Origin of the sequence: Pseudactinotalea sp. Z1748 (genome assembly GCF_049725185.1) — a bacterium.
In the GTDB taxonomy this organism is placed as follows: domain Bacteria; phylum Actinomycetota; class Actinomycetes; order Actinomycetales; family Beutenbergiaceae; genus CALKWS01.
Map to the genome: position 1 here is coordinate 68,058 of NZ_JBMPQB010000002.1, position 19,451 is coordinate 87,508.

Here is a 19,451-nt window from a genome sequence, read left to right on the forward strand (position 1 = left end):
TCGGGGCGGCCGGAGGGGTCGTCAACCGCTGGCTACCTCAGGTTCTTGCACAGTTCCTCGTTGGTCTCGGTGGCGCGGCGGCGCGTGCCGTCGTCAGCGACGTAGGTGTAACTGACGGTTTCGGTGCGACCGGTGGCGACGTAGCCCAGGCGCAGGTACAGGGCGCGGGCTCGGTGGTTGCCCAGATCCACCCCCAAGGTGGCGTGGTCGTGACCTTGTTCGCGAAGCAGGTCCTCGGCGGCGGCGATCAAGGCGGTGCCCACCCCGCGCCCCCGGGCGCGGGAATCAACCCGCAGGTGCCGTAACTCGCCGCGGGCCACCAGCACACCACCGATCACCTCATCGTCCTCGCGGGCCACCAGGTAGGTCGCCTCCCCGGCGCGCCGGCGCGCGCCATGCCCGAGGGCAGGCTCGGCGCCGGGAGGTTCGCGGCGGGACGCGGCGGTGACATCGGCCGGCACAGCCACACGCACGATCATGATCGGCCAGGGTACTGGCTGCGCTGCTGCTCCTGGCCGCGTCGCCGGCCCGGTGAGACGCCGCGGCAACCGGGAGGCGAGGTGTGGCAGCATGGCCGATCGTGCGTCGTTCCTTGGAGGATCTGGGTCTGCGGCGGATGACCCCGGCTCAGCAGTTGCGGGCCGGACGGTTGCCGCTGCGTTTGGGGATGCTCCTCCTGGGGCTGACCCTGTTCGGTGTCTCCCTCGCGGTGATGATCCAGGCGGGCCTGGGCATGATGCCCTGGGACGTGCTCCACTACGGCCTGTCCCGGCACCTGCCGCTGAGTATCGGCGCGATCCTCATCGGCCTGTCGTTGCTGTTGCTGTTGCTGTGGATCCCGCTCCGGGAGATGCCGGGCGTGGGCACGATCGCCAACGCGATCTGGGTCGGGATCGTGCTGGACCTGGCGCTGGTGGTGGTGCCGGCGGTGGAGGCCATGGCCGGACGGATCCCGATGATGGTCGGAGGGATCGTCCTGAACGGTATCGCCACCGCGATGTACATCGGCGCCCAGTTGGGGCCGGGTCCACGCGATGGCCTGAGCACGGCACTGGCCCGGCTGCTACCGGTGAGCCTGCGCGTGGTGCGTACCTGCATCGAGGTGATCGTGGTGCTGACCGGGTGGTTGCTGGGGGGCGTGGTCGGGGTCGGCACGGTGCTGTTCGCCCTGGCGATCGGCCCGCTGACACAGACCTTCCTGCCCTTCCTGGCGGTGCGATTGCCCCCGGTGCACCCGGGCCAGGGTTCGCGCGCACCCACCCGCCCCTAATGGCACCCACCCGATTCAGGCGACGCACCCCACCCGCGACTGAGGCCCGAACCGCAACCTCTCGCAGAGGTCAGGATTGGGCGGACTCGACGTAGAACAGGCGCTTGTTCACGAACTCATCCATGCCCAGCGGCCCCAGCTCGCGCCCGTAGCCGGAGCGTTTGACCCCACCGAAGGGCATGTCCGCGGTCTCGGGTGCCGGGGCGTTCGCCCCGGCCATCCCCACTTGCATCTGCTCGGCGAAAGCCTCTGCCCGGCCCGGCTCGGTGGCGAACACGGTGCCGCTGAGGCCGTAGGGGGAGTCATTGGCCAACCGCAGCGCCTGCTCTTCCGAGGTCACCTTGTACACGGCCGCGACGGGTCCGAACAGTTCCTCACGGTAGGCGCGGGCGCCGTCGGGAATGTCGGTCAGCACCGCCGGGGCCACGTAGTTGCCCGGCCGGTCCAGGTGGGTCCCGCCCACGTGCAGCGTGGCGCCGTGGTCGACCGCGTCGCGCACCTGCTCCAGCAACAACGCAGCGGCCGACGGCGAGGACAGCGGTCCGTAGGTGCCCTCGGCGCCCGTAGCCGGATCGGCCGGGGTCAACGCCGCTACCTGGGTGCGCAGTTCGTCCACGAACTCCTCGTACACATCGGCCATGACGATCATGCGTTTGTTGGAGTTGCACGCCTGCCCGGTGTTCTCCATCCGCACCGCCAGCGCCTCGCGTGCCGCCGCCCGCGGGTCCGCGCTGGACAGCACCACGTAGGGGTCGGACCCACCGAGTTCGAGTACCACCTTCTTCAGGTGCCGTCCGGCCTGCTCGGCCACGGCCGCTCCGGCTCGCTCGGAGCCGGTCAGGGAGATCCCCTGGATCCGCGGGTCGGCGATGATGGTGGAGACCTGTTCGTGGGTGGCGAACAGGTTCTGGTACACCCCCGCCGGCACCCCGGCGTCATGGAACAGGCGCTGTACCGCCAGGGCCGAGGCCGGGCAGATCTCGGCATGCTTGAGGATGATCGTGTTTCCGAGCATCAGGTTCGGCGCCACGAACCGGGCCACCTGGTAGTAGGGGTAGTTCCACGGCATGATCCCCAGCAACGGGCCCAGTGCGCGGCGCTGGATCACGGCGCGCGCACCGTCGGCCTCGGTGAGCACGCGGTCGGCGGCCAGGCCCGGCCCCTCGGCGGCGTAATAGGCGAAGATGTCCCGGCAGAACTCCACCTCCTCGTGGGCCTCGGCGATCGGCTTGCCCATCTCGGTGGTGATGGTGGTCGCCAACTCATCCGCGCGCTCGGTGAACAAATCACCGATCCGGGCCACGATCGCGGCCCGCTCCTCGATCGGTCTCGCGGCGAACTCGCCGAATGCCTGCGCCGAGGCGGCCAACGCCTCGGCGATCTGGTCATCGGTGGCGAAATCGTAGGTAGCCAGCACCTCCCCGGTGGCCGGGTTCTGGGTGCGGTAGGCAGGGGACGTCGTCATGGAGTGCTCCTGGAAGAAGACTGATGATGCCGGCCGATCGCCGGCCCGGCGGGGTCGGTGTACACCGGCCGCACCGCTGCTGCCATCCTGACCAGGGCGGTAGGTAAAGTAAAGGTGACGCGGCTGCCTCAGTGAGCACCGCACGGTCGGCGGAGGTGGCGCAGGTGAGGAGGTTTTCGCCGCGCGGGTATGGCCACGACCTGCAGCACGACGCCGCGTGGCTGCAGAGCAAGATCACCGGCGCCAACCGCACCCCGTTCTGGCTCGACTCCCCGGCGCGGCCGGCTCCACGCCCGGCCCTGAGCGGTGACGCCCGCGCGGACCTGGTGGTGGTCGGTGCCGGATACTGCGGTTTGTGGGCGGCCCTGATCGCCAAGGAACGTGACCCCGGCCGGTCGGTGATCGTGCTGGAGGCGCGCCAGGCGGGCTGGGCGGCCAGCGGCCGCAACGGGGGCTTCTGCGAGATGAGCCTGACCCATGGCGAGGTCAACGGCGCCCGCCACTTCGCCGAGGAGCTGCCCGCGATCGAGCAGGTGGCCCGGGCGAACTTCCGCGGCCTGGAACAGGCCATCGAGCGGTACGGCATCGATGCCGAGTACGAGAACACCGGCGTCCTGGTGGTGGCCACCGAGGAGCACCAGGTGGACTCGCTGCGCGCCGCCGCTCAGGCCTCGCCGGACCCGGACTCGCGATTCTTCGACCGCGACCAGGTGCGCGAGCAGGTCAACTCACCGCTGTACCTGGCCGGCCGGTTCAAGAAGGATGGGTACTCCTTCGTCCATCCGGCCAAACTGGCCTGGGGGTTGCGCCGGGCCTGTCTGGACCTCGGCGTGCAGATCTATGAGCACACCCCCGTGCGGGGCCTGGTCCGGTCCAGCCGCGACGTTCAGGTGCGTACCGACGGCGGGACCATCCGGGCGCGGAAGGTGACGCTGGCCACCAACGGCTTCCCCGCGCTGTTGGCCCGGAACGAGTGGTTCTCGGTGCCGATCTACGACTACGCGTTGATGACCCAGCCGCTCACCGAGGCCCAACTGGAGGCGATCGGCTGGACCGGCCGGCACGGGATCACCGACTCCTCCCGCGAGTTCCACTACTACCGCAAGAGCGCCGACAACCGGATCCTCTTCGGCGGCTACGACGCGATCTACCACCGCGGCGGCAAGGTGCGCGGCGCGCAGGAGCAACGACCCGAGACCTTCCTGCGCCTGGCCGATCATTTCCTCAGCACCTTCCCGCAACTGCAGGACATCACCTTCACCCACGCCTGGGGCGGGATGATCGACATGTCCACGAACCTGGTGGCATTCCACGGCACCGCCATGGGCGGGCATGTGGCCTACAGCGCCGGCTTCACCGGGCTGGGCGTGGGCGCCACCCGGTTCGGTGCCGAGACCATGCTCGACCTGCTCGAGGGCGATGAGACCCCGCGGACCCGGCTGGCCATGGTGGGCTCCAAACCGATGCCGGTGCCACCGGAGCCGCTGGCCTATCCGCTGGTCCAGCTGATGCGCCGGGCGGTGGCCAAGTCCGACGCCCGCCACGACGGCCGGGACACCTTCCTGCTGCGCCTGGCCGACCGCTTCGGCGTGGGATTCGATTCCTGAACCACCTCGCCGGCAGGGCCAACCCGTAGCGGTCAGCGCGCTGACCTACCGGCCGCTCCACGTGAAGTCCGGGTCCGCCTCGTGCCACCGTGCCGCCACGAGTTCGGCCACCAGCACCTCGCTGAGCACCGCCACCAGCGGGTCCTCATCCCCGGCGTAGCGCACCACATGCGCGGCGCCGGGCAAGTCCGCACCCACGGAGACGAACGTGGCACCGCGGTGCTCCAACCAGTCCAGGGCCTGGCCATCCCAGCGCGAACCGGCGAACAGCAGCACCCGGTAGTCCAGGGTGCGGGCCAGGTACAGGTCCACGTGTGCCCAGTCGCCGGTCTCACTGGCCCACGCCGGCCGGCGTGGTACCTCCCGCATCATCAACGCGCCCTGCTGGGCACTGGCCAGCCGCTCCAGCGGGGCCAGCAGGAACGTGCCGTGGGGTCCCAGCAGCGTGCTGCTCACCTGCGGCAGCCAGGCCGGTGCGCCCTCGAGCAACTCGGCGTTGGCGCCGGCTGCCCGGCGAGCGCTCGCCGCCGGCGCCACGGCCGGGGTGAACCCGTAGGTTCGCAACACCTCCGAGAGCACCACGACCGTGTGCCGGAAGGTGCGGCAGGCAACGCCGGAGGCCTCCACCCCTGCGGTCAGGGGGACGAGGACGTCCGCCACCTCGGCGAGGGGGGAGTCGGCCTTGTTGGTCACCGCCACGAGCCGGCCGGTCCCGGTGTAACGGGTGACGGCGTGCAGTACCTCGGCGCTGCCGCCGGTGGCCGAGACCGCGATCACCACCAGGTCCGGCGCCGGGGGTGGGAGCAGCTCGGCGCTGGCCAGGGATACCTCCACCGCGACCCCCTGCGCGCGGGCGGCCTGAGCCACCACGCCGGCGGCGTAGGCGCTGGATCCCATCCCCAGCACCAGGACCCGGCTGGCCGGCGGAAGCAGGTCCACACCGGGCAGGCCCGCCTCGAGTGCCCCGGCAAGTGATTCCAGATGGTGCGGGAGGAGGGCAAGGTCTTCGTGAAAGCGGGTGACGTCCATGGCCCCATCATCCCCCGTAGCGGAAGGTCAGCGCGGTGTCGGCGGCGTACTGCCAGCGGGGCAGGTACGTGGCGGCATAGGTCAGTTCGCGCAGCAGTTGCGCCACGATCAGCCCTTCCAGCGCTGCGGCGTCGAGGAGTTCGCAGGACTGTCTCGCCGCCAACTCGGCCCGGTAGGCGGCCAACACCTGTGCGCGCCCGGCGCCGGCCCAGGTGCGCAGGGTCTGCTCCGCGCCGTCGCGCCGTCGCGCACACACCGAGGCCACCAACTCCACCGAGGTGAGTAGGTGGGCCACGTCCCGCGCCGCCAGGTCGCGACGGTGCTGCTGCGCCGCGGGCTGTTGCGGGTCACCGTCGAAGTCGATCACCCAGTAGCGCTCGTTCGCACGCAGCACCTGTCCGACGTGCAGGTCGCCGTGCAGGTGGATGGTGGGCGCGGTCAGGTGATCGGGGATAGTGTCCAGCACCTGCTCCAGGGCGCCGCGGCGATCGCGCAGGCGCCGCCCGGCGTCGCCGTCGGTGACCGTCAACGCCTCGGTGAGCGCGTCGTATGCATCGGCGCGCACGCGCCCGCCATGGGCCGGTGGCCCCTGACCCATCCGGGCCAGGTCGGTATGCAGCCGGGCCGCGAGCGCTCCCAACTGTCGTGGCCAGGTGGGTTCGGGTCCGCCGTCTAGGTGGGCCAGCACGTCATCGACCGCCCAGGTCCACCCGTCGGTGGCGCCGGGAATGAGCTCGGTGACCATCGCCACAGTGGCCCGGCCCCTCGGGTGCACCCAGTCCAGCCGGCCCAGCAGCGCCGGTGTGACGCCCGATCCGATCGAGGCCAGGTGGTCCAGGATCACCCCGGCCCGGTCGGCGCTGCCCCAGGCGTGGATCACCTTGACCACCGACTGCCCCACGGCGACCGACCAGTTGGTCATATCCACACCGAAGTCGCTTTCGTCCGCGCCGGTGAGAGGCCGTGGCCGGTCGGCGGGCAGCGGCGCAGGACCGGCCGAGGACGCAGGACCGGCTGCGGACGGTCCGCTCGCGTACCGGCCGGGCCGGGTGATCTCCACATGCCCCGGGCTGGCCCGCAGACCGGCTGCGCGGGCCTGGGCTGGCGGGGTGGGTGCTACGGAGGCGGCGCCTGCATACGGCGCGGGCGCGTCGTCGTCGGCCGGGCCCGTCGTGGTGGCATTCACCAGGTCGGCAGCCAGTCCGTCGCCGGCGCGGGCCGGCACACCACGGGCGCTGAGCACCTGCACCCGCCCGTCCTCGTCCAGCGCCAGGCGCCCGTGCTGGGTCCTCACCACGTCCATGGGCCACAGCCTCTCAGGTCCCGCCCGCTGTCGGACGCGAGCAGGCGTTGACACGCGCGGGGGCAGCGCCGATGCTCACGCTCCGGCTAGGCTTGCGCGGCCAGGCGCACATCGATGAGGAGACGGCCGTGACAAGAGAATCCCTGACCTTCCTGTTCCTACCGGAGAGTGCCTACGGGCCGACGAACAACTGCATCGGGGTCGGTAAGGAACTGGTGCGCCGCGGGCACCGGGTGGTCTTCGCGTCGGAATCCTCCTGGGCGGGCCAACTCAGTCCGCACGGGTTCGTCGAGGACCTGGTGGACCTGGAGCCACCAGCGCAGGACGAGACCGAGCAGGACGCGGGAGCGTTCTGGAAGAACTACATCCAGGAGATCTCCCCGGAGTTCCTCAAGAGCACCCAGGAGCAACTGACCACCGTGAGTCGCCCGATCCTGGAGGCGCTGATCGAGGGGGTGAAGTACTCCGCGCCGGCGCTGCGAGAGGTGGTCGAGCGCAACCAGCCCGACGTGACGATCCTGGACAACGTGCTCACCTTCCCCGCCCTGATGACCTCACCGGCGAAGTACGTACGGGTCGTCTCCTGCAACCCGCTGGAGGTCCCCGGGGAGAACATCGCCCCGGTGCTCTCCGGGTTGGGGCAGGACGACCGGGAAGGCTGGGCCACCTTCCGCGAGGCCTACGAGCGCTCCCACCGGCAGGTGTGGGAGGACTTCAATGCCTGGGTGCAGGAACAAGGGGCTCCGCCGCTGCCCTATTTGGAGTTCAGCCACGCCGGCGACCGCAACCTGTACCTGTACCCCGCCGAGATCGACTACACCGACGCCCGCCCGCTGGATTCGACCTGGTACCGGATCGACTCGGCGGTGCGCGAGACCGAGACCGAGGCGGACATCCCCGCGCACTTCCTGGACGGATCCAAACCGCTGATCTACTTCAGCCTCGGCTCCCTCGGTGGCGCCGACGTGGGGCTGATGCGCAGCGTGATCGCCGCCCTGGCCGAGACCGACTATCACATCATCGTCTCCAAGGGCCCGCTGCACGCCGAGATCGAACTCGCCGACAACATGTGGGGCGCGGAGTTCCTCCCGCAGACCACGATCATCCCGAAGGTGGACCTGGTGATCACCCACGGCGGCAACAACACTGTCACCGAGTCGCTGCACTTCGGGAAGCCGATGGTGCTGATGCCGCTGTTCTGGGACCAGTACGACAACGCCCAGCGCGTGCACGAGAAGGGCCTGGGGCGGCGCGTGGACACCTACCGGGTGAGTGCCACCGAACTGCGCCAAGCGGTCGCCGACCTGCTGGCCGACACCGGGATGCGGGCCGAGGCCGAGCGCATCGGGGAGCGGATCCGGGCCCGGCGCGGCTTGCACAGGGCGGCGGACCTGCTGGTCGAGATCGGGCGGCAGGGTGTGGCGGAGCGAGCCGGCTCATGACGTGCGCGAACCCAGCCACGGGGTTCGTGAGAGGCTCGGCCCCATGACTGACTCCGTCTCCACCGAACGGCCCTCGGCCGTCGCGGGCACACCCCTGGACCTGATCAACCCCGCCACGGGGGAGGTCACCCGCACGGTGCACCTGTCCACGATCGACGACGTCGATGCCGCCGTGGCGCGAGCGGGTGCGGCGGCGCCGGGATGGGCCGGGCGGACCCCCTCCGAACGCGCGCGGGTGCTGTTGCGGCTCGCCGATGCGCTGGAGGCGCACACCGACGAACTGGCGGCCTTGGAGGTGGCCGAGACCGGTAAGCCGTGGACGGTGGTGGCCGAGGGGGAGATTCCCTTCGCCGCGGACAACCTACGCTTCTTCGCCGGGGCGGCCCGTTCCACCGACGGCACCGGGGCCGGGGTGTTCTCCGATGGGTACACCTCGATGATGGTGCGCCGCCCGGTGGGGGTGGTGGCCAGTATCGCCCCGTGGAACTTCCCGCTGGTGATGGCGGTGTGGAAGATCGGGCCCGCACTGGCTGCGGGCAACTCGGTGGTGATCAAACCGGCCCCGTTGACGCCGAGCAGCACCGCTCGGATCGCCGACCTGGCCGCCGAGTGCGGGCTGCCCGAGGGGGCGCTCGGGGTGGTCACCGGCGACGGTGATGTGGGCGCAGCGCTGGCCGGGCACGCCGGGGTGGACATGGTCAGCGTGACCGGGTCCACCCAGACCGGTAAGGCCGTGATGCGCGGGGCGGTCGAGGGCGTCAAACGGGTGCACCTGGAACTGGGCGGCAAGGCCCCGGCGGTGGTCTTCCCCGACGCCGACATCGCCCAGATGGCCCACGCGGTGGCGATGGGGGCCACCTACTCCACCGGTCAGGACTGCACCGCCGCCACCCGGGTCTACCTGCAGCGGGAGATCTTCGATCAGGGGGTCGATGCCCTGCGAGCCACCATGGAGACCGTGGTGGCCGGGGACCCCCACGACCCAGCGACACACATCGGACCACTGATCTCCGCTGCCCACCGGGAACGGGTGCACGGCTTCGTCACTCGTGCGGTGAACCACGGAGGCGAGGTGCTCACCGGCGGGGAGCCGCTGGAAGGGCCGGGGTTCTTCTACCCGCCCACACTGGTGGTCGGTGCCGCGCAGGACTCCGAACTGGTCCAGGGTGAGGTGTTCGGACCGGTGCTGGTGGCGCTGCCCTTCGACGATGAGGAGCAGGCGGTGGCTCTGGCCAATGACAGTGCCTACGGCCTGGCCTCCTCGGTGTGGACGTCCGATGTGGCCCGGGCGATCCGGGTCAGCCACCGGTTGGAGGTGGGGGTGACCTGGATCAACGACCACCTGCCGATCGCTTCGGAGGCCCCGCACGGGGGAGTGAAGGGGTCGGGCTTCGGCAAGGACCTGAGCATCGAGCCGTTGCTGGACTACTCGGTGACGCGGCACGTGATGATCCGGCACCAGGTGCCCCCGGAAACCACCGGGTTCCGACCCGCCTGAGGTTTCACGCGCGCCGGGCGCGACGACCGGCCCCGGGTTGGCCCGCGAAGTGGTGCAGTGGGCCGTGGCCGGAGCCGACCTGAAGGTCATCGGCAGCGGCCAGGGCGGTGGTGAGCCAGGTCTTGGCAACGCGCACGGCGGACTCCCAGTCGCCCTCGCGCTCGACCACCCGGGTAGCGATCGCCGAGGAGAGCGAGCATCCGGTGCCGTGGGTGTTGGGTGTGTCGATCCACGCCGAGGACACCTGGGTGACGCTACCGCCGGGCCAGACCAGCAGATCGGTGGCGCGTTCGCCGGGCAGGTGCCCGCCCTTGGCCAGCACGCTCACCCCATACTCCTTGGCCACGTGGCGCGCCTGCGCCGTTGCCTCCTCCCAGTCCCCGGCGGTCTCTGTTCCGGCGAGCACAGCCAGTTCGGGGATGTTCGGGGTGATCAACCCGGCGCGAGTGATGAGTCCGGACAGCGCCTCGGAGGTATCGGCGTCCAGCAGTCGGTCGCCGCTGGTGGCCACCATCACCGGATCGAGCACCACGTGGGCTGCCGTGCTGCGCTCCAGCCACCCGGTGACCACCTCGATGGTGGCCGTGTTGGCCAGCATCCCGATCTTGACCGCATCGACCTGGATGTCCTCGCTGATCGCCTCGAGTTGGTCGATCAGGAACTGCGGCGGGGGGATGTGCACACCCCGGACCCCGCGGGTGTTCTGTGCGGTCAGCGCAGTGACCGCCGCCATGCCGTATCCGCCGTTGGCCGCGATCGACTTGATGTCCGCCTGGATCCCCGCGCCCCCGGAGGGGTCGGATCCGGCGATGGACAGGACGCGCGGAATACTCATGCGCCGGCCTTGCCCGGGCCGGATCCTGCGGCGTCCCAGTCGGTACGCAGCCCCCGGGCCACCGCCTCGGGATCCGGCGCCGCACACAACGCCGAGACCACTGCCACCCCGCCGGCACCGGCGCGCCGCAGCGGCCCGGCGTCCTCGGGCCGCACGCCGCCGATCGCCACGCACGGCAGCGGCGTCCGGGCGGCGAACCGGCCGAACCCCTCGATACCGAGCGCGTCCGGATGGTCGGTCTTCGTCGTCGTCGGCCGGATCACCCCCACCCCCAGGTAGTCGACGGTGCCCCCCGGCAGGGCGGCGACGGCTTGCAGGTGCGCGACCGTATTGGCAGTGAGACCGACGATCGCCTCCGGTCCCAACTCCGCACGGGCCGCCACCGCTGTGTCATCGAGTTGCCCCAGGTGCACCCCGTGCACCGGCAGGCCGCGACTGTGCGCGGCGACGACGACGTCGAGCCGGTCGTTGACGATCAGGTGCGCCCGGCCATCGATCACCTCGGTGAGGTGCGTCAACTGACGCAGGTGATCGTCCAGGTCGGCCTCCTTGTCCCGCAGTTGCACGGTGTGCACCCCGCCGGCCACCGCGGCTGCCACCGTGGCCGGCACCCCGCGTGGTGCGCACAACTCGCGGTCGGTGACCAGGTAGATGCCGGGCTGCATTCAGGCCTCCTGCGGGTCCGGCGCAGGTGCCGCCAGCACCTCGACCCGAGCCTGCTCGATCACCTGCTCCGGGGTGATGCCGGCCAGTGCGTCCAGGAACGCGGGCAGGAACGTGCCCGGGCCGTGAGCGTCGGTGGCAGCCACTTCGGCGGCGATGCCGTAGACCACGTGCGCGGCGGAGACAGCGGTCAGCGCGCTGGTGGTCCCACGGGCACCGAGCATCGCGGCGATGATCGAGCCGAGTGCGCAGCCGGCGCCGGTGATCCGGGTGAGCAACGCGTGGCCGTTATCGACCCTGATGGCCGCTGACCCGTCGGTGATGAGGTCACGCGCACCGGAGACCGCCACCACCATCGAGGTCTCGCGGGCCAGGGCTGCGGCGACCGGGGCGGCTGTATCGGTGTCGTCGGCAGAGTCCACCCCGCGCCCACCAGCCCCGGCGCCTGCCAGTGCCATGATCTCCGAGGCGTTGCCGCGCACTGCCGTGGGCCCGGCGGCGAGTAGTTCGGCGGCGAAACCGGTGCGCAACGGCAGCGCTCCGATCGCCACCGGGTCAAGCACCCACGGGGTGCCGGCTTCGCTCGCGGCGCTCACCGCCGCCCGGCCGGCGTCGCGCTGCTGATGGGACAACGTGCCCAGGTTGATCAGCAGTCCGGACGCCATCGGGGCGAACACCCCCGCCTCCTCGGCCGTGTCCACCATGGCCGGTGCCGCCCCGATCGCCAATAACGCGTTGGCGGAGAAGTTCGTGGCCACGTGGTTGATGATGTTATGCACCAACGGGCTGTGCTCCCGCAGGGCTCGCAGCAGGTGTGCGGCCTGCTCTGTCACGTGGACCGCCTCCGGAAGGCCCGCCGATTCGGTGTGACCGTAAACATCAGTCATGGACATTCCCTTCGCTAGTACGAACTAGTGCAGGTTCGACGGGTGTCATCTCAGCCGCGCGGTGGGCGGCACCCCGTGTCGTGGCCTTCGAGTCTAACAACCCCACCCCGCAGAAGGTCGGGTCGCCCCCACACCCCCCACACCCCCCACACCCCCCACCGCCCCCACCCCCCACACCCGCCGAGAGCGACCCTGGTGGTCGAGGACGAGTGGCAGGAACGTCGCCGTCGACCACAACCCTCGTTCTCGGCGGTGGTGTGTGGAAAGCGGGGGTGGGGTGCGGGAAAGGGGGTGGGGTGCGGGAAGGGGGTGGGGTGCGGGAAGGGCGGTGGGTGGAATAGAACGGGTGGCGGTGATGTTTGCCAGGGTGTATATGCAAATGCATCGAGTTTCTTGAGGGGCCTGCACCATGCAGTTCGGAATCTTCAGCGTCAGTGACGTCACCACTGACCCCACCACCGGTCACACGCCGAATGACACCGAGCGGGTACGGGCGATGATGACCATCGCCCAGCACGCCGACCAGGCCGGGCTGGAAGTCTTCGCCACCGGTGAGCACCACAACCCCCCGTTCGTGGCCTCCTCGCCGACCACGATGCTGGGCTACCTGGCCGGGACCACCAAGAACATCACGCTGTCCACCGCGACCACCCTGATCACCACCAACGACCCGGTGAAGATCGCCGAGGACTACGCCATGCTGCAGGTGCTCGCAGACGGCCGGATGGACCTGATGATGGGCCGCGGTAACACCGGCCCGGTCTACCCCTGGTTCGGCCAGGACATCCGCCAGGGCGTGAACCTCGCGATCGAGAACTACGCGCTGCTGCGCCGACTGTGGACCGAGGACGTGGTGGACTGGGACGGGAAGTTCCGCACTCCGCTGCAGGGCTTCACCGCCACACCCCGCCCGCTGGACGGGGTGCCCCCGTTCGTGTGGCACGGCTCCATCCGTACCCCCGAGATCGCCGAGCAGGCCGCCTTCTACGGCGACGGGTTTCTGCACAACAACATCTTCTGGCCGATCGACCACACCAAGAAGATGGTCAGTTTCTACCGGAAGCGCTTCGAGCACTACGGCCACGGCAAGGCCGACCAGGCGATCGTTGGCCTGGGCGGACAGTTCTTCGCCCGGAAGAATTCCCAGGACGCGTGGAACGAGTTCCGGCCCTACTTCGACAACGCCCCGGTCTACGGTCACGGACCCTCGATGGAGGACTTCACCCGCGAGACCCCCCTGACCGTGGGTTCACCGCAGCAGATCATCGACCGCTACGCCACGATGCGCGAGCACGTGGGCGACTACCAGCGGCAGTTGTTCCTCATCGATCACGCCGGGTTGCCGGTGAAGACGGTGCTGGAGCAGATCGACATCCTGGCCGAGGAGATCGTGCCGGCGCTGCGCGAGATCAACGAGGCAGCCCGTCCCGCGCATGTCCCCTCGAACCCGCCCAGCCACGCCGACCGGGTGGCCCAGGTCGCCGAGGCCGGCAAGTCCCAGGGCCAGCACGTGGCCGGGCAGGACCACTGGACCGGCCGCCGAGCCGAGGACGACGTCGCTACTGCCGCCGCCGGCGCCGCCCAGCGTGGTGCCGCATTCGGACTCTGAAGAAAGGACTCATCTCTGATGACTGCCCGCACAATCGTTGCCGTCTCCGGTGGCCTGAACAAGCCCTCCTCGACCCGGCTGCTCACGGACCGGCTGGTCGAGGCCGCCGTGAGTGAACTCAAGGCCCGCGGCGTCCAGGCGCAGGTGGAGGTCGTGGAACTGCGCGACCACGCCCACGACACCGTCAACGCGATGCTGTCCGGGTTCCCCTCCGGTGACCTCAAGGGAGTGCTGGAGCGCCTAGCCGGCGCCGACGGCGTCATCGCCGTCAGCCCGATCTACACCACCGGAGCGTCCGGGTTGTTCAAGTCCTTCGTGGACATCATCGAGAAGGACGCCCTGACCGGGATGCCGGTACTGCTGGGAGCCACCGGTGGTACGGCGCGACACTCCCTGGCGCTGGAGTACGCGATCCGGCCGATGTTCACCTACCTGCGGACCGATGTGGTCACCACCGCGGTATTCGCCGCCACCGACGACTGGTCCGGTCGGGCCGACGACGTCAATCCGCTCCCGGCCCGGATCCGCCGGGCGGGTCGCGAATTCGCCGAACTCGTGGCGGCCCGGGACGAGGCCCGCCCGGCCGACCTGTACGACGACGTCCCCTCCTTCGAGGCGATGTTCTCCAAACTCTGAGCACCGCCGGCGCTCAGCCGAGGGCCGTACCCGCCGAGGGCGCCTCATCGCACCGGGAATGGTGAGTACTGGTCGACGGCCGTGGTGAGGCGTATGGTCGAACCAGCACGCAAGGAGGTCACGATGACCCGCAGATGGCACCGCTGGCTACCGGCCGCAGTGGTCGGCGTCGTGATCGCGGGCGGGGTCGGGCTCACGGCGCAGGCCGGCTCGGCCGATCTGCCCGAGAAGTCACCCGAGGACGTCCTGGCCATGATGGCCGAGCACTCGGTGGAGGCATTCTCCGGGGAGTTCCAGACGAGCACCGAACTCGGACTGCCCGATCTGTCCGGCCTGGATGGAGCCTTCGGCCACGGGCACCGCGGTGGCATGCCGGCGCCGGATCTCGCTGAGGATGCCGCTCCGGAGCAGACCCAGGACGCCGGTGATGAGAACGCCGGGCGGCGCGGCGGCTCCGGAGTGGGCGAGGCCCTGGAGCTGCTGACCGGCGAGCACACCGCACGGGTCTATACCGACGGGCAGCAGGCGCGCATCCAGGTGCTGGACGATCTGGCCGAACGGAACGTGATCCGCACCGAGGAGGAGGTGTGGTTCTACGACTCCCGTGAGAATGCCGCCACCCACCTGGCATTGCCGGCACCCGGCGACGAGGTGTGCCGCCCCGGCCCGGGGCCACACGGTTCCTGGTTCGACCACGGCGGCCAGCCGTCTGGCCCCGGGCCGGTCCCCACACCGGATGAGGTCGCCGCCGACGTCCTGCAGGCCCTGGAGACCGATACCGACGTTACCGTCGGTGCGGACGAACGCGTGGCCGGGCGTTCTGCCTACACCCTGGTGCTGGCGCCCGGCAGCGAACACTCCCTGGTGGAGCAGGTGGTCCTGGCCGTCGACGCAGAGACCGGCTTCGCGCTGGGCGTCACCGTGCTCGCCCGCGGCCAGGACGAACCGGCGGTTCAGGCCCAGTACAGCGAGATCACGTTCGAGACCCCCGATGCCACGCTCTTCGACTTCACCCCGCCCGCCGGGGCGAGCGTGGAGGAGGTGGAACTCCCGCCGTGCCCGGAGGGGGCCGGGACCGGTGCACCCGAGAAGCCGGACGGCCACGAGGTGATCGGGCAGGGTTGGGACGCGGTCCTGGTGCTGGCGGTGGACGAATCCGGCGCACTGGATGATCCACTCGTGCGCGAACTCACCCAGGACACCGGCGCCGGGCGTCTGCTGTCCACGAACCTGCTGTCCGTGCTGGTGACCGACGACGGGCGGGCCCTGATCGGTGCCGTCACCCCGGAGTACCTGCAGTCCCTCGCCGGGTCGTGACCGAACTCGCCGTCCGCACCGAGGGCCTGACCAAGACGTTCGGTACGCACACGGCCGTCGACGACCTCGACCTCGTGGTCCCGCGCGGCAGTGTGTTCGGGTTCCTCGGCCCCAACGGCTCGGGCAAGACCACCACGATCCGACTGCTGCTCGGTCTGGCCTCGGCGACGGCCGGAACCGCGCACGTGCTCGGGCACCACATGCCGCAGGACCTGGGTGAGGTGCTGCCACGAGTCGGCGCCCTTGTGGAAGGACCCGCCCACTATCCCTACCTCTCCGGTGCGGCGAACCTGCGCCGCCTGGATGCGGCCAACCCTGCCGCCCCGCCCCGCACCCGGCAGACCCGCGTAGCGGCGGCACTGGAGAAGGTCGGTCTGAGTCACGCCGGAACCAAGCGGGTGCGCGCCTACTCCCTGGGCATGAAGCAGCGACTCGGGATCGCAGGCGCCCTCCTGATGCCACGGGAACTGCTCGTGCTCGATGAACCGACCAACGGGCTGGACCCGCAGGGCACCCGGGAGGTGCGCACGCTGGTGCGGTCCCTCACCGGGGAGGGGGTGACCGTGCTGGTCTCCAGCCACCTGCTGGCCGAGGTGGAGCAGACCTGCAGCCATGTCGGAGTGATGAGCCGAGGCCGTTTGGTCGCCCAGGGCAGCCTGACCGAATTGCAGGATCTGGGGCAGGCGCGGGTACGGGTGGTGACACCCGACCCGCAGCGGGCACGCGCGATGCTAGCCCGGATCGGGCTGCGCACCTCCGACGACGACCAACCGGGAACGGGAAACGCCACGGACCCGGCGACCGACCTTGCGACGCCCCCGGCCTCCTCGACGCCGGAACGCGTCGCCGTCGTCACCGCCGTTCTGGCGGAGGAGCGTTACCTACCGGAGACCATCGCGGCCGAACTCGTGGCCGGCGGGGTGCGGCTCCGGGGCTTCGGCGTCGTGCGCGAAACGCTCGAGGAGCGGTTCGTCGCACTGACCGGGGAGGGGTTCGACGTTGCCGGGTGAGACGATGGACGGGCAGAGCGCGCCGATCACCGCGAAGGCCGAGGACGCCCGGCCTACCGGTCCCGCGGCCGGAGCGGGCGGGAGCGGTCGGTCGATGTGGGCATCAGAACTGACGCTTCTGCTGCGGCGGCGCCGCACCTGGGCGATGCTCGTGGCGCTCGCCGCGATCCCGGTGCTCCTCGCCGTAGTGGTCAAGGTCTCTGCCGACCCGGTGCAGCCCGGCCAGGGGCCGCCGTTCCTGGACCGGGTCACCCAGAACGGGCTGTTCGTCTCGATCACCGCGCTGGTCGTGACGATCCCGTTGTTCCTGCCGCTGACCGTCGGTGTGGTCGCCGGGGATGCGGTCGCCGGTGAAGCCGGGCTGGGCACCTTGCGGTACCTGCTGGTGGCGCCGGTGCGGCGGGGCCGGCTGCTGCTGATCAAGTTCGCGGGCATTGCGATGTTCTGCGTGCTCGCCACGGCGGTGATCGTCGCGGCTGGGTCGGTGATCGGGGCACTGCTCTTCCCGGTCGGCCCGGTGCCGTTGCTGTCCGGGGACACCATCGGCGCCTGGGAGGCGCTAGGGCGAGCACTTCTCGTCGGCGCATTCGTGAGTGTGTCGATGCTGGGGCTGGGGGCCGTCGGACTGTTCATCTCCACCCTGACCGTGGTGCCAGTGGGAGCGATGGCGGCCACGGTCGTGGTGGCGATCGTGATGCAGGTGCTCGGCGCGCTCGACCAGTTGGCATGGCTGCACCCGTGGCTGCTGAACTACTACTGGATGGACTTCGCCGACCTCCTGCGCCAACCGATCGCCTGGGGCTCCTTCGCCGACAGTGCACTGCTGCAGGCGGGTTACATGGCGGTGTTCGGCGCCCTGGCCTACGGACGGTTCGCTACCAAGGACGTGTTGTCCTGACCCAGCGCGCAGCATGCGTTCGCCCGTCGGCCAGCCGGCCCGCCGGAACGTGCCCGCTCACATGGTCCTGATCTCGGCGGCACATGGACGTGGCGCTCGCGCCACCGCGCGCTGGGCGTTGATGCAGGTCAGCGGGGTGTTGGGTAGGCCCCCCGGGGCTCGAACCCGGAACCCACGGATTAAAAGTCCGTTGCTCTACCCATTGAGCTAGAGGCCCGCGCAGGCGATGCTCCCACCGTGCGTGGGATCCAGGGTATCGCCGTCGGTGCACCGGTCGTAACACGGCCCGCCGGATGCGGCGTCGGAGGCGTCGGCGACGGCACAGGTGGGCGCCGCGCCCGCGACGCCCCCGATACCACTGCGCGTCAGGGCAACCGCACCGCGGCGGCGTGATCATCGATCGGCAGATCCCCCTCCAGGGTGGCCATCACCGACTGTGGGCCGAGCCGCACCCCGGCGCCGTAGGAGGACATGAACGCGGTATCGGCCGCGTCGCGTCCGGTGGCGATCCGCACCAGCGACTGCCGGGGGGCGAGCCGGGTGGCATCGACCACGTGCCAGTGCCCCTGCACCCACGCCTCGGCCACGGCGTGGAAGTCCATCGGGGACAGCCCCGGGGCGTACACGGCCGCGCACCGGGCCGGCACATCCAGGCCCCGCAGCAATGCCACCACCAGGTGGGCATAGTCCCGGCACACCCCGCGCCGGGCCAGCAGGGTGTCCACGGCTCCGTCGGTGAAGTGGGAGGATCCGCGCACGTAGGAGAGGCGCTCGTGGACGAACGCGGCGACCGCCTCCAGCAACTCCGGACCCTGCAGACCGTTGAACTCCTGGCGTGCGGTGGGCAGCAGCCGGTCGGACTCGGCGTAACGGCTGGGGCGCACGTAGGTGAGCAACTCGGTGGCGCAGGGCTCCTCTGCCTGCTCCGCACCCGCCCGGGGATCCCCGGTCACCTCGGCGCGGTAAGCCATCTGAACCTTGCCCGGAGCGTCCGCGCCGGCATCGACGTCGAGCAGGTGGATGCGTCCATGGTGGGGGGCTGGGGCCTCGGTCACCTCGACCGGGCTGCCGTCCATGCTCACCGTGAAGTCATCGCTGACCTGTAGCCCGGGCACCTTGGCCACGGCCACCATGAAGGCCACCCTGGTGTGACCTGGGGACATGGTGAAGGCGATGTCGGCGCGGATCGTCCGGTGCACGCGAGGTACCTCTCGAGTTAGGGGGCGCGGCCAGCGTAGGCCGGGCCGTCACCGGAAGCCACCGGAGGGTGCCGGGCTGCGCCCTCATCACGCTGCGGCGTATCGTGACGTCCAGACCAACCGCACCGTGACCCTGGGAGGATCCCGTGGAGCAGCATCGGTTCCGCCGCCCGGCGATGCTCACCCCCGAGCAGGCTGAGGCGATTGTCGGGGAGGAGGATCCGGCCGCGCGTTCCGAGATCGCCCACACCACCGCCCAAGCGATGGTCTCCGGTGGACGGGAGGGCGCCGAGGACCCCGAACTGGTGGAGCGCCTGATCGCCCTGGTCGACACCGAGGGCCTGGAGGCAGTGGCCGAGATATGGTCCCAGAGCCCCCCGGACACGCTGCCCGGGGCACTCTGGCGGCTGTACCTGCTGCGGGAGTGGGGCCGGCGGGACCCGGACACGATCGCTGAGCGGTTCCGGCTCGGTGCCAACCGCGCCGAGGTGGCCGGCGTGGTCGCCGGTGTGGCCGATCCGGTGGGACCCGAGGAGATCCGGCGCATGCTCGACGCCGTGCTGTCCGGGGTCTACCGCGGCGACCTCGGTGTGGCACTGGAGCGGGCCGGGTCCTTCCTGCGGGTGCTGGCCACAGGTTCGGCCCTGGATGCGGACTGGGTGGAGACCCACGACGCCGACACCGCCCAGATCCTCACCCGGCGCGCCGGGTCGCTGCTGGACACGGCGGCGGAACTGGAGGAGGCCGCGTCGCTGCACGGAGCCGGGCGGCTCACCTGATGGA

18 protein-coding genes, 1 tRNA gene and 1 riboswitch are annotated in these 19,451 nt (G+C 70.5%); of the genes, 10 read left to right on the top strand and 9 right to left on the bottom strand.

Going from position 1 to position 19,451, the window contains the following annotated elements; translation table 11 throughout:
• Positions 1-32: 32 nt before the first annotated feature.
• Positions 33-479, bottom strand: coding sequence for a GNAT family N-acetyltransferase (locus tag ACO0LU_RS04600; RefSeq protein ID WP_424790251.1), 447 nt, complete (start codon positions 477-479; stop codon positions 33-35).
• 83 nt (positions 480-562) lie between these two features.
• Between ACO0LU_RS04600 and ACO0LU_RS04605 the strand changes: the two genes are divergently transcribed.
• Entirely contained in the window at positions 563-1,270 is a 708-nt protein-coding gene (locus tag ACO0LU_RS04605; protein WP_424790252.1) for a YczE/YyaS/YitT family protein, read from the top strand.
• A 70-nt stretch (positions 1,271-1,340) separates the two neighbouring features.
• Here ACO0LU_RS04605 and ACO0LU_RS04610 read toward each other — a convergent pair whose 3' ends face one another.
• A complete protein-coding gene (locus ACO0LU_RS04610) occupies positions 1,341-2,735 on the bottom strand; it encodes an NAD-dependent succinate-semialdehyde dehydrogenase (protein ID WP_424790253.1) in 1,395 nt (464 codons plus the stop codon).
• A 164-nt stretch (positions 2,736-2,899) separates the two neighbouring features.
• Here ACO0LU_RS04610 and ACO0LU_RS04615 point away from each other — a divergent pair, with 164 nt between their 5' ends.
• Positions 2,900-4,342, top strand: a complete 1,443-nt coding sequence (locus ACO0LU_RS04615) for an NAD(P)/FAD-dependent oxidoreductase (protein ID WP_424790254.1) — start codon at positions 2,900-2,902, stop codon at positions 4,340-4,342.
• Positions 4,343-4,387: 45 nt separating this feature from the next.
• Here ACO0LU_RS04615 and ACO0LU_RS04620 read toward each other — a convergent pair whose 3' ends face one another.
• Both ACO0LU_RS04620 and ACO0LU_RS04625 read right to left on the bottom strand, forming a co-directional pair.
• Positions 4,388-5,371: an SIS domain-containing protein gene (locus ACO0LU_RS04620; RefSeq protein WP_424790255.1), complete on the bottom strand. Its 984-nt coding sequence runs from the start codon at positions 5,369-5,371 to the stop codon at positions 4,388-4,390.
• A 7-nt stretch (positions 5,372-5,378) separates the two neighbouring features.
• A complete protein-coding gene (locus ACO0LU_RS04625; RefSeq protein WP_424790256.1) occupies positions 5,379-6,674 on the bottom strand; it encodes a hypothetical protein in 1,296 nt (431 codons plus the stop codon).
• Between the two features lie 128 nt (positions 6,675-6,802).
• Between ACO0LU_RS04625 and ACO0LU_RS04630 the strand changes: the two genes are divergently transcribed.
• Positions 6,803-8,116, top strand: a complete 1,314-nt coding sequence (locus ACO0LU_RS04630; RefSeq protein WP_424790257.1) for a nucleotide disphospho-sugar-binding domain-containing protein — start codon at positions 6,803-6,805, stop codon at positions 8,114-8,116.
• A gap of 43 nt (positions 8,117-8,159) precedes the next feature.
• Positions 8,160-9,614, top strand: coding sequence for an aminobutyraldehyde dehydrogenase (locus ACO0LU_RS04635; protein ID WP_424790258.1), 1,455 nt, complete (start codon positions 8,160-8,162; stop codon positions 9,612-9,614).
• Between the two features lie 4 nt (positions 9,615-9,618).
• On the opposite strand, the gene thiD is transcribed toward ACO0LU_RS04635, so the two are convergent.
• From thiD to thiM, 3 genes are all read right to left on the bottom strand, one after another.
• The gene (gene thiD / locus ACO0LU_RS04640; RefSeq protein WP_424790259.1) at positions 9,619-10,449 is read right to left on the bottom strand and encodes a bifunctional hydroxymethylpyrimidine kinase/phosphomethylpyrimidine kinase; all 831 of its coding nucleotides are present in this window, start codon (positions 10,447-10,449) and stop codon (positions 9,619-9,621) included.
• Positions 10,446-11,114 carry a thiamine phosphate synthase gene (gene thiE, locus ACO0LU_RS04645; protein ID WP_424790260.1) on the bottom strand — a complete coding sequence of 223 codons (669 nt, stop codon included), beginning with the start codon at positions 11,112-11,114 and terminating at the stop codon, positions 10,446-10,448. The genes thiD and thiE overlap by 4 nt, the downstream gene beginning before the upstream one ends.
• Positions 11,115-11,999, bottom strand: coding sequence for a hydroxyethylthiazole kinase (gene thiM / locus ACO0LU_RS04650; RefSeq protein WP_424790261.1), 885 nt, complete (start codon positions 11,997-11,999; stop codon positions 11,115-11,117).
• Positions 11,988-12,085, bottom strand: a riboswitch (TPP riboswitch). It overlaps the preceding gene by 12 nt.
• A gap of 323 nt (positions 12,086-12,408) precedes the next feature.
• Here thiM and ACO0LU_RS04655 point away from each other — a divergent pair.
• The 5 genes from ACO0LU_RS04655 (at position 12,409) to ACO0LU_RS04675 (ending at position 17,469) form a co-directional block, all read left to right on the top strand.
• Entirely contained in the window at positions 12,409-13,608 is a 1,200-nt protein-coding gene (locus ACO0LU_RS04655; RefSeq protein WP_424790262.1) for an LLM class flavin-dependent oxidoreductase, read from the top strand.
• Between the two features lie 18 nt (positions 13,609-13,626).
• Positions 13,627-14,244: an FMN reductase gene (locus ACO0LU_RS04660; RefSeq protein WP_424790263.1), complete on the top strand. Its 618-nt coding sequence runs from the start codon at positions 13,627-13,629 to the stop codon at positions 14,242-14,244.
• A 123-nt stretch (positions 14,245-14,367) separates the two neighbouring features.
• Positions 14,368-15,561, top strand: coding sequence for a LolA family protein (locus ACO0LU_RS04665; RefSeq protein WP_424790264.1), 1,194 nt, complete (start codon positions 14,368-14,370; stop codon positions 15,559-15,561).
• Entirely contained in the window at positions 15,558-16,571 is a 1,014-nt protein-coding gene (locus tag ACO0LU_RS04670; RefSeq protein ID WP_424790265.1) for an ABC transporter ATP-binding protein, read from the top strand. Before ACO0LU_RS04665 ends, ACO0LU_RS04670 begins: the two co-directional genes overlap by 4 nt.
• Positions 16,572-16,575: 4 nt before the next feature.
• Complete coding sequence (locus tag ACO0LU_RS04675) at positions 16,576-17,469, top strand: ABC transporter permease (RefSeq protein WP_424790266.1); 894 nt, start codon at positions 16,576-16,578, stop codon at positions 17,467-17,469.
• Positions 17,470-17,613: 144 nt separating this feature from the next.
• Here the strand turns inward: ACO0LU_RS04675 and ACO0LU_RS04680 are convergent.
• Both ACO0LU_RS04680 and ACO0LU_RS04685 read right to left on the bottom strand, forming a co-directional pair.
• Positions 17,614-17,686: transfer RNA gene (locus tag ACO0LU_RS04680), tRNA-Lys, on the bottom strand.
• A gap of 148 nt (positions 17,687-17,834) precedes the next feature.
• Positions 17,835-18,668, bottom strand: coding sequence for a transglutaminase-like domain-containing protein (locus ACO0LU_RS04685; protein WP_424790267.1), 834 nt, complete (start codon positions 18,666-18,668; stop codon positions 17,835-17,837).
• A 146-nt stretch (positions 18,669-18,814) separates the two neighbouring features.
• Between ACO0LU_RS04685 and ACO0LU_RS04690 the strand changes: the two genes are divergently transcribed.
• Positions 18,815-19,447 carry a hypothetical protein gene (locus ACO0LU_RS04690; RefSeq protein ID WP_424790268.1) on the top strand — a complete coding sequence of 211 codons (633 nt, stop codon included), beginning with the start codon at positions 18,815-18,817 and terminating at the stop codon, positions 19,445-19,447.
• The last annotated feature ends 4 nt before the right edge of the window (positions 19,448-19,451 follow it).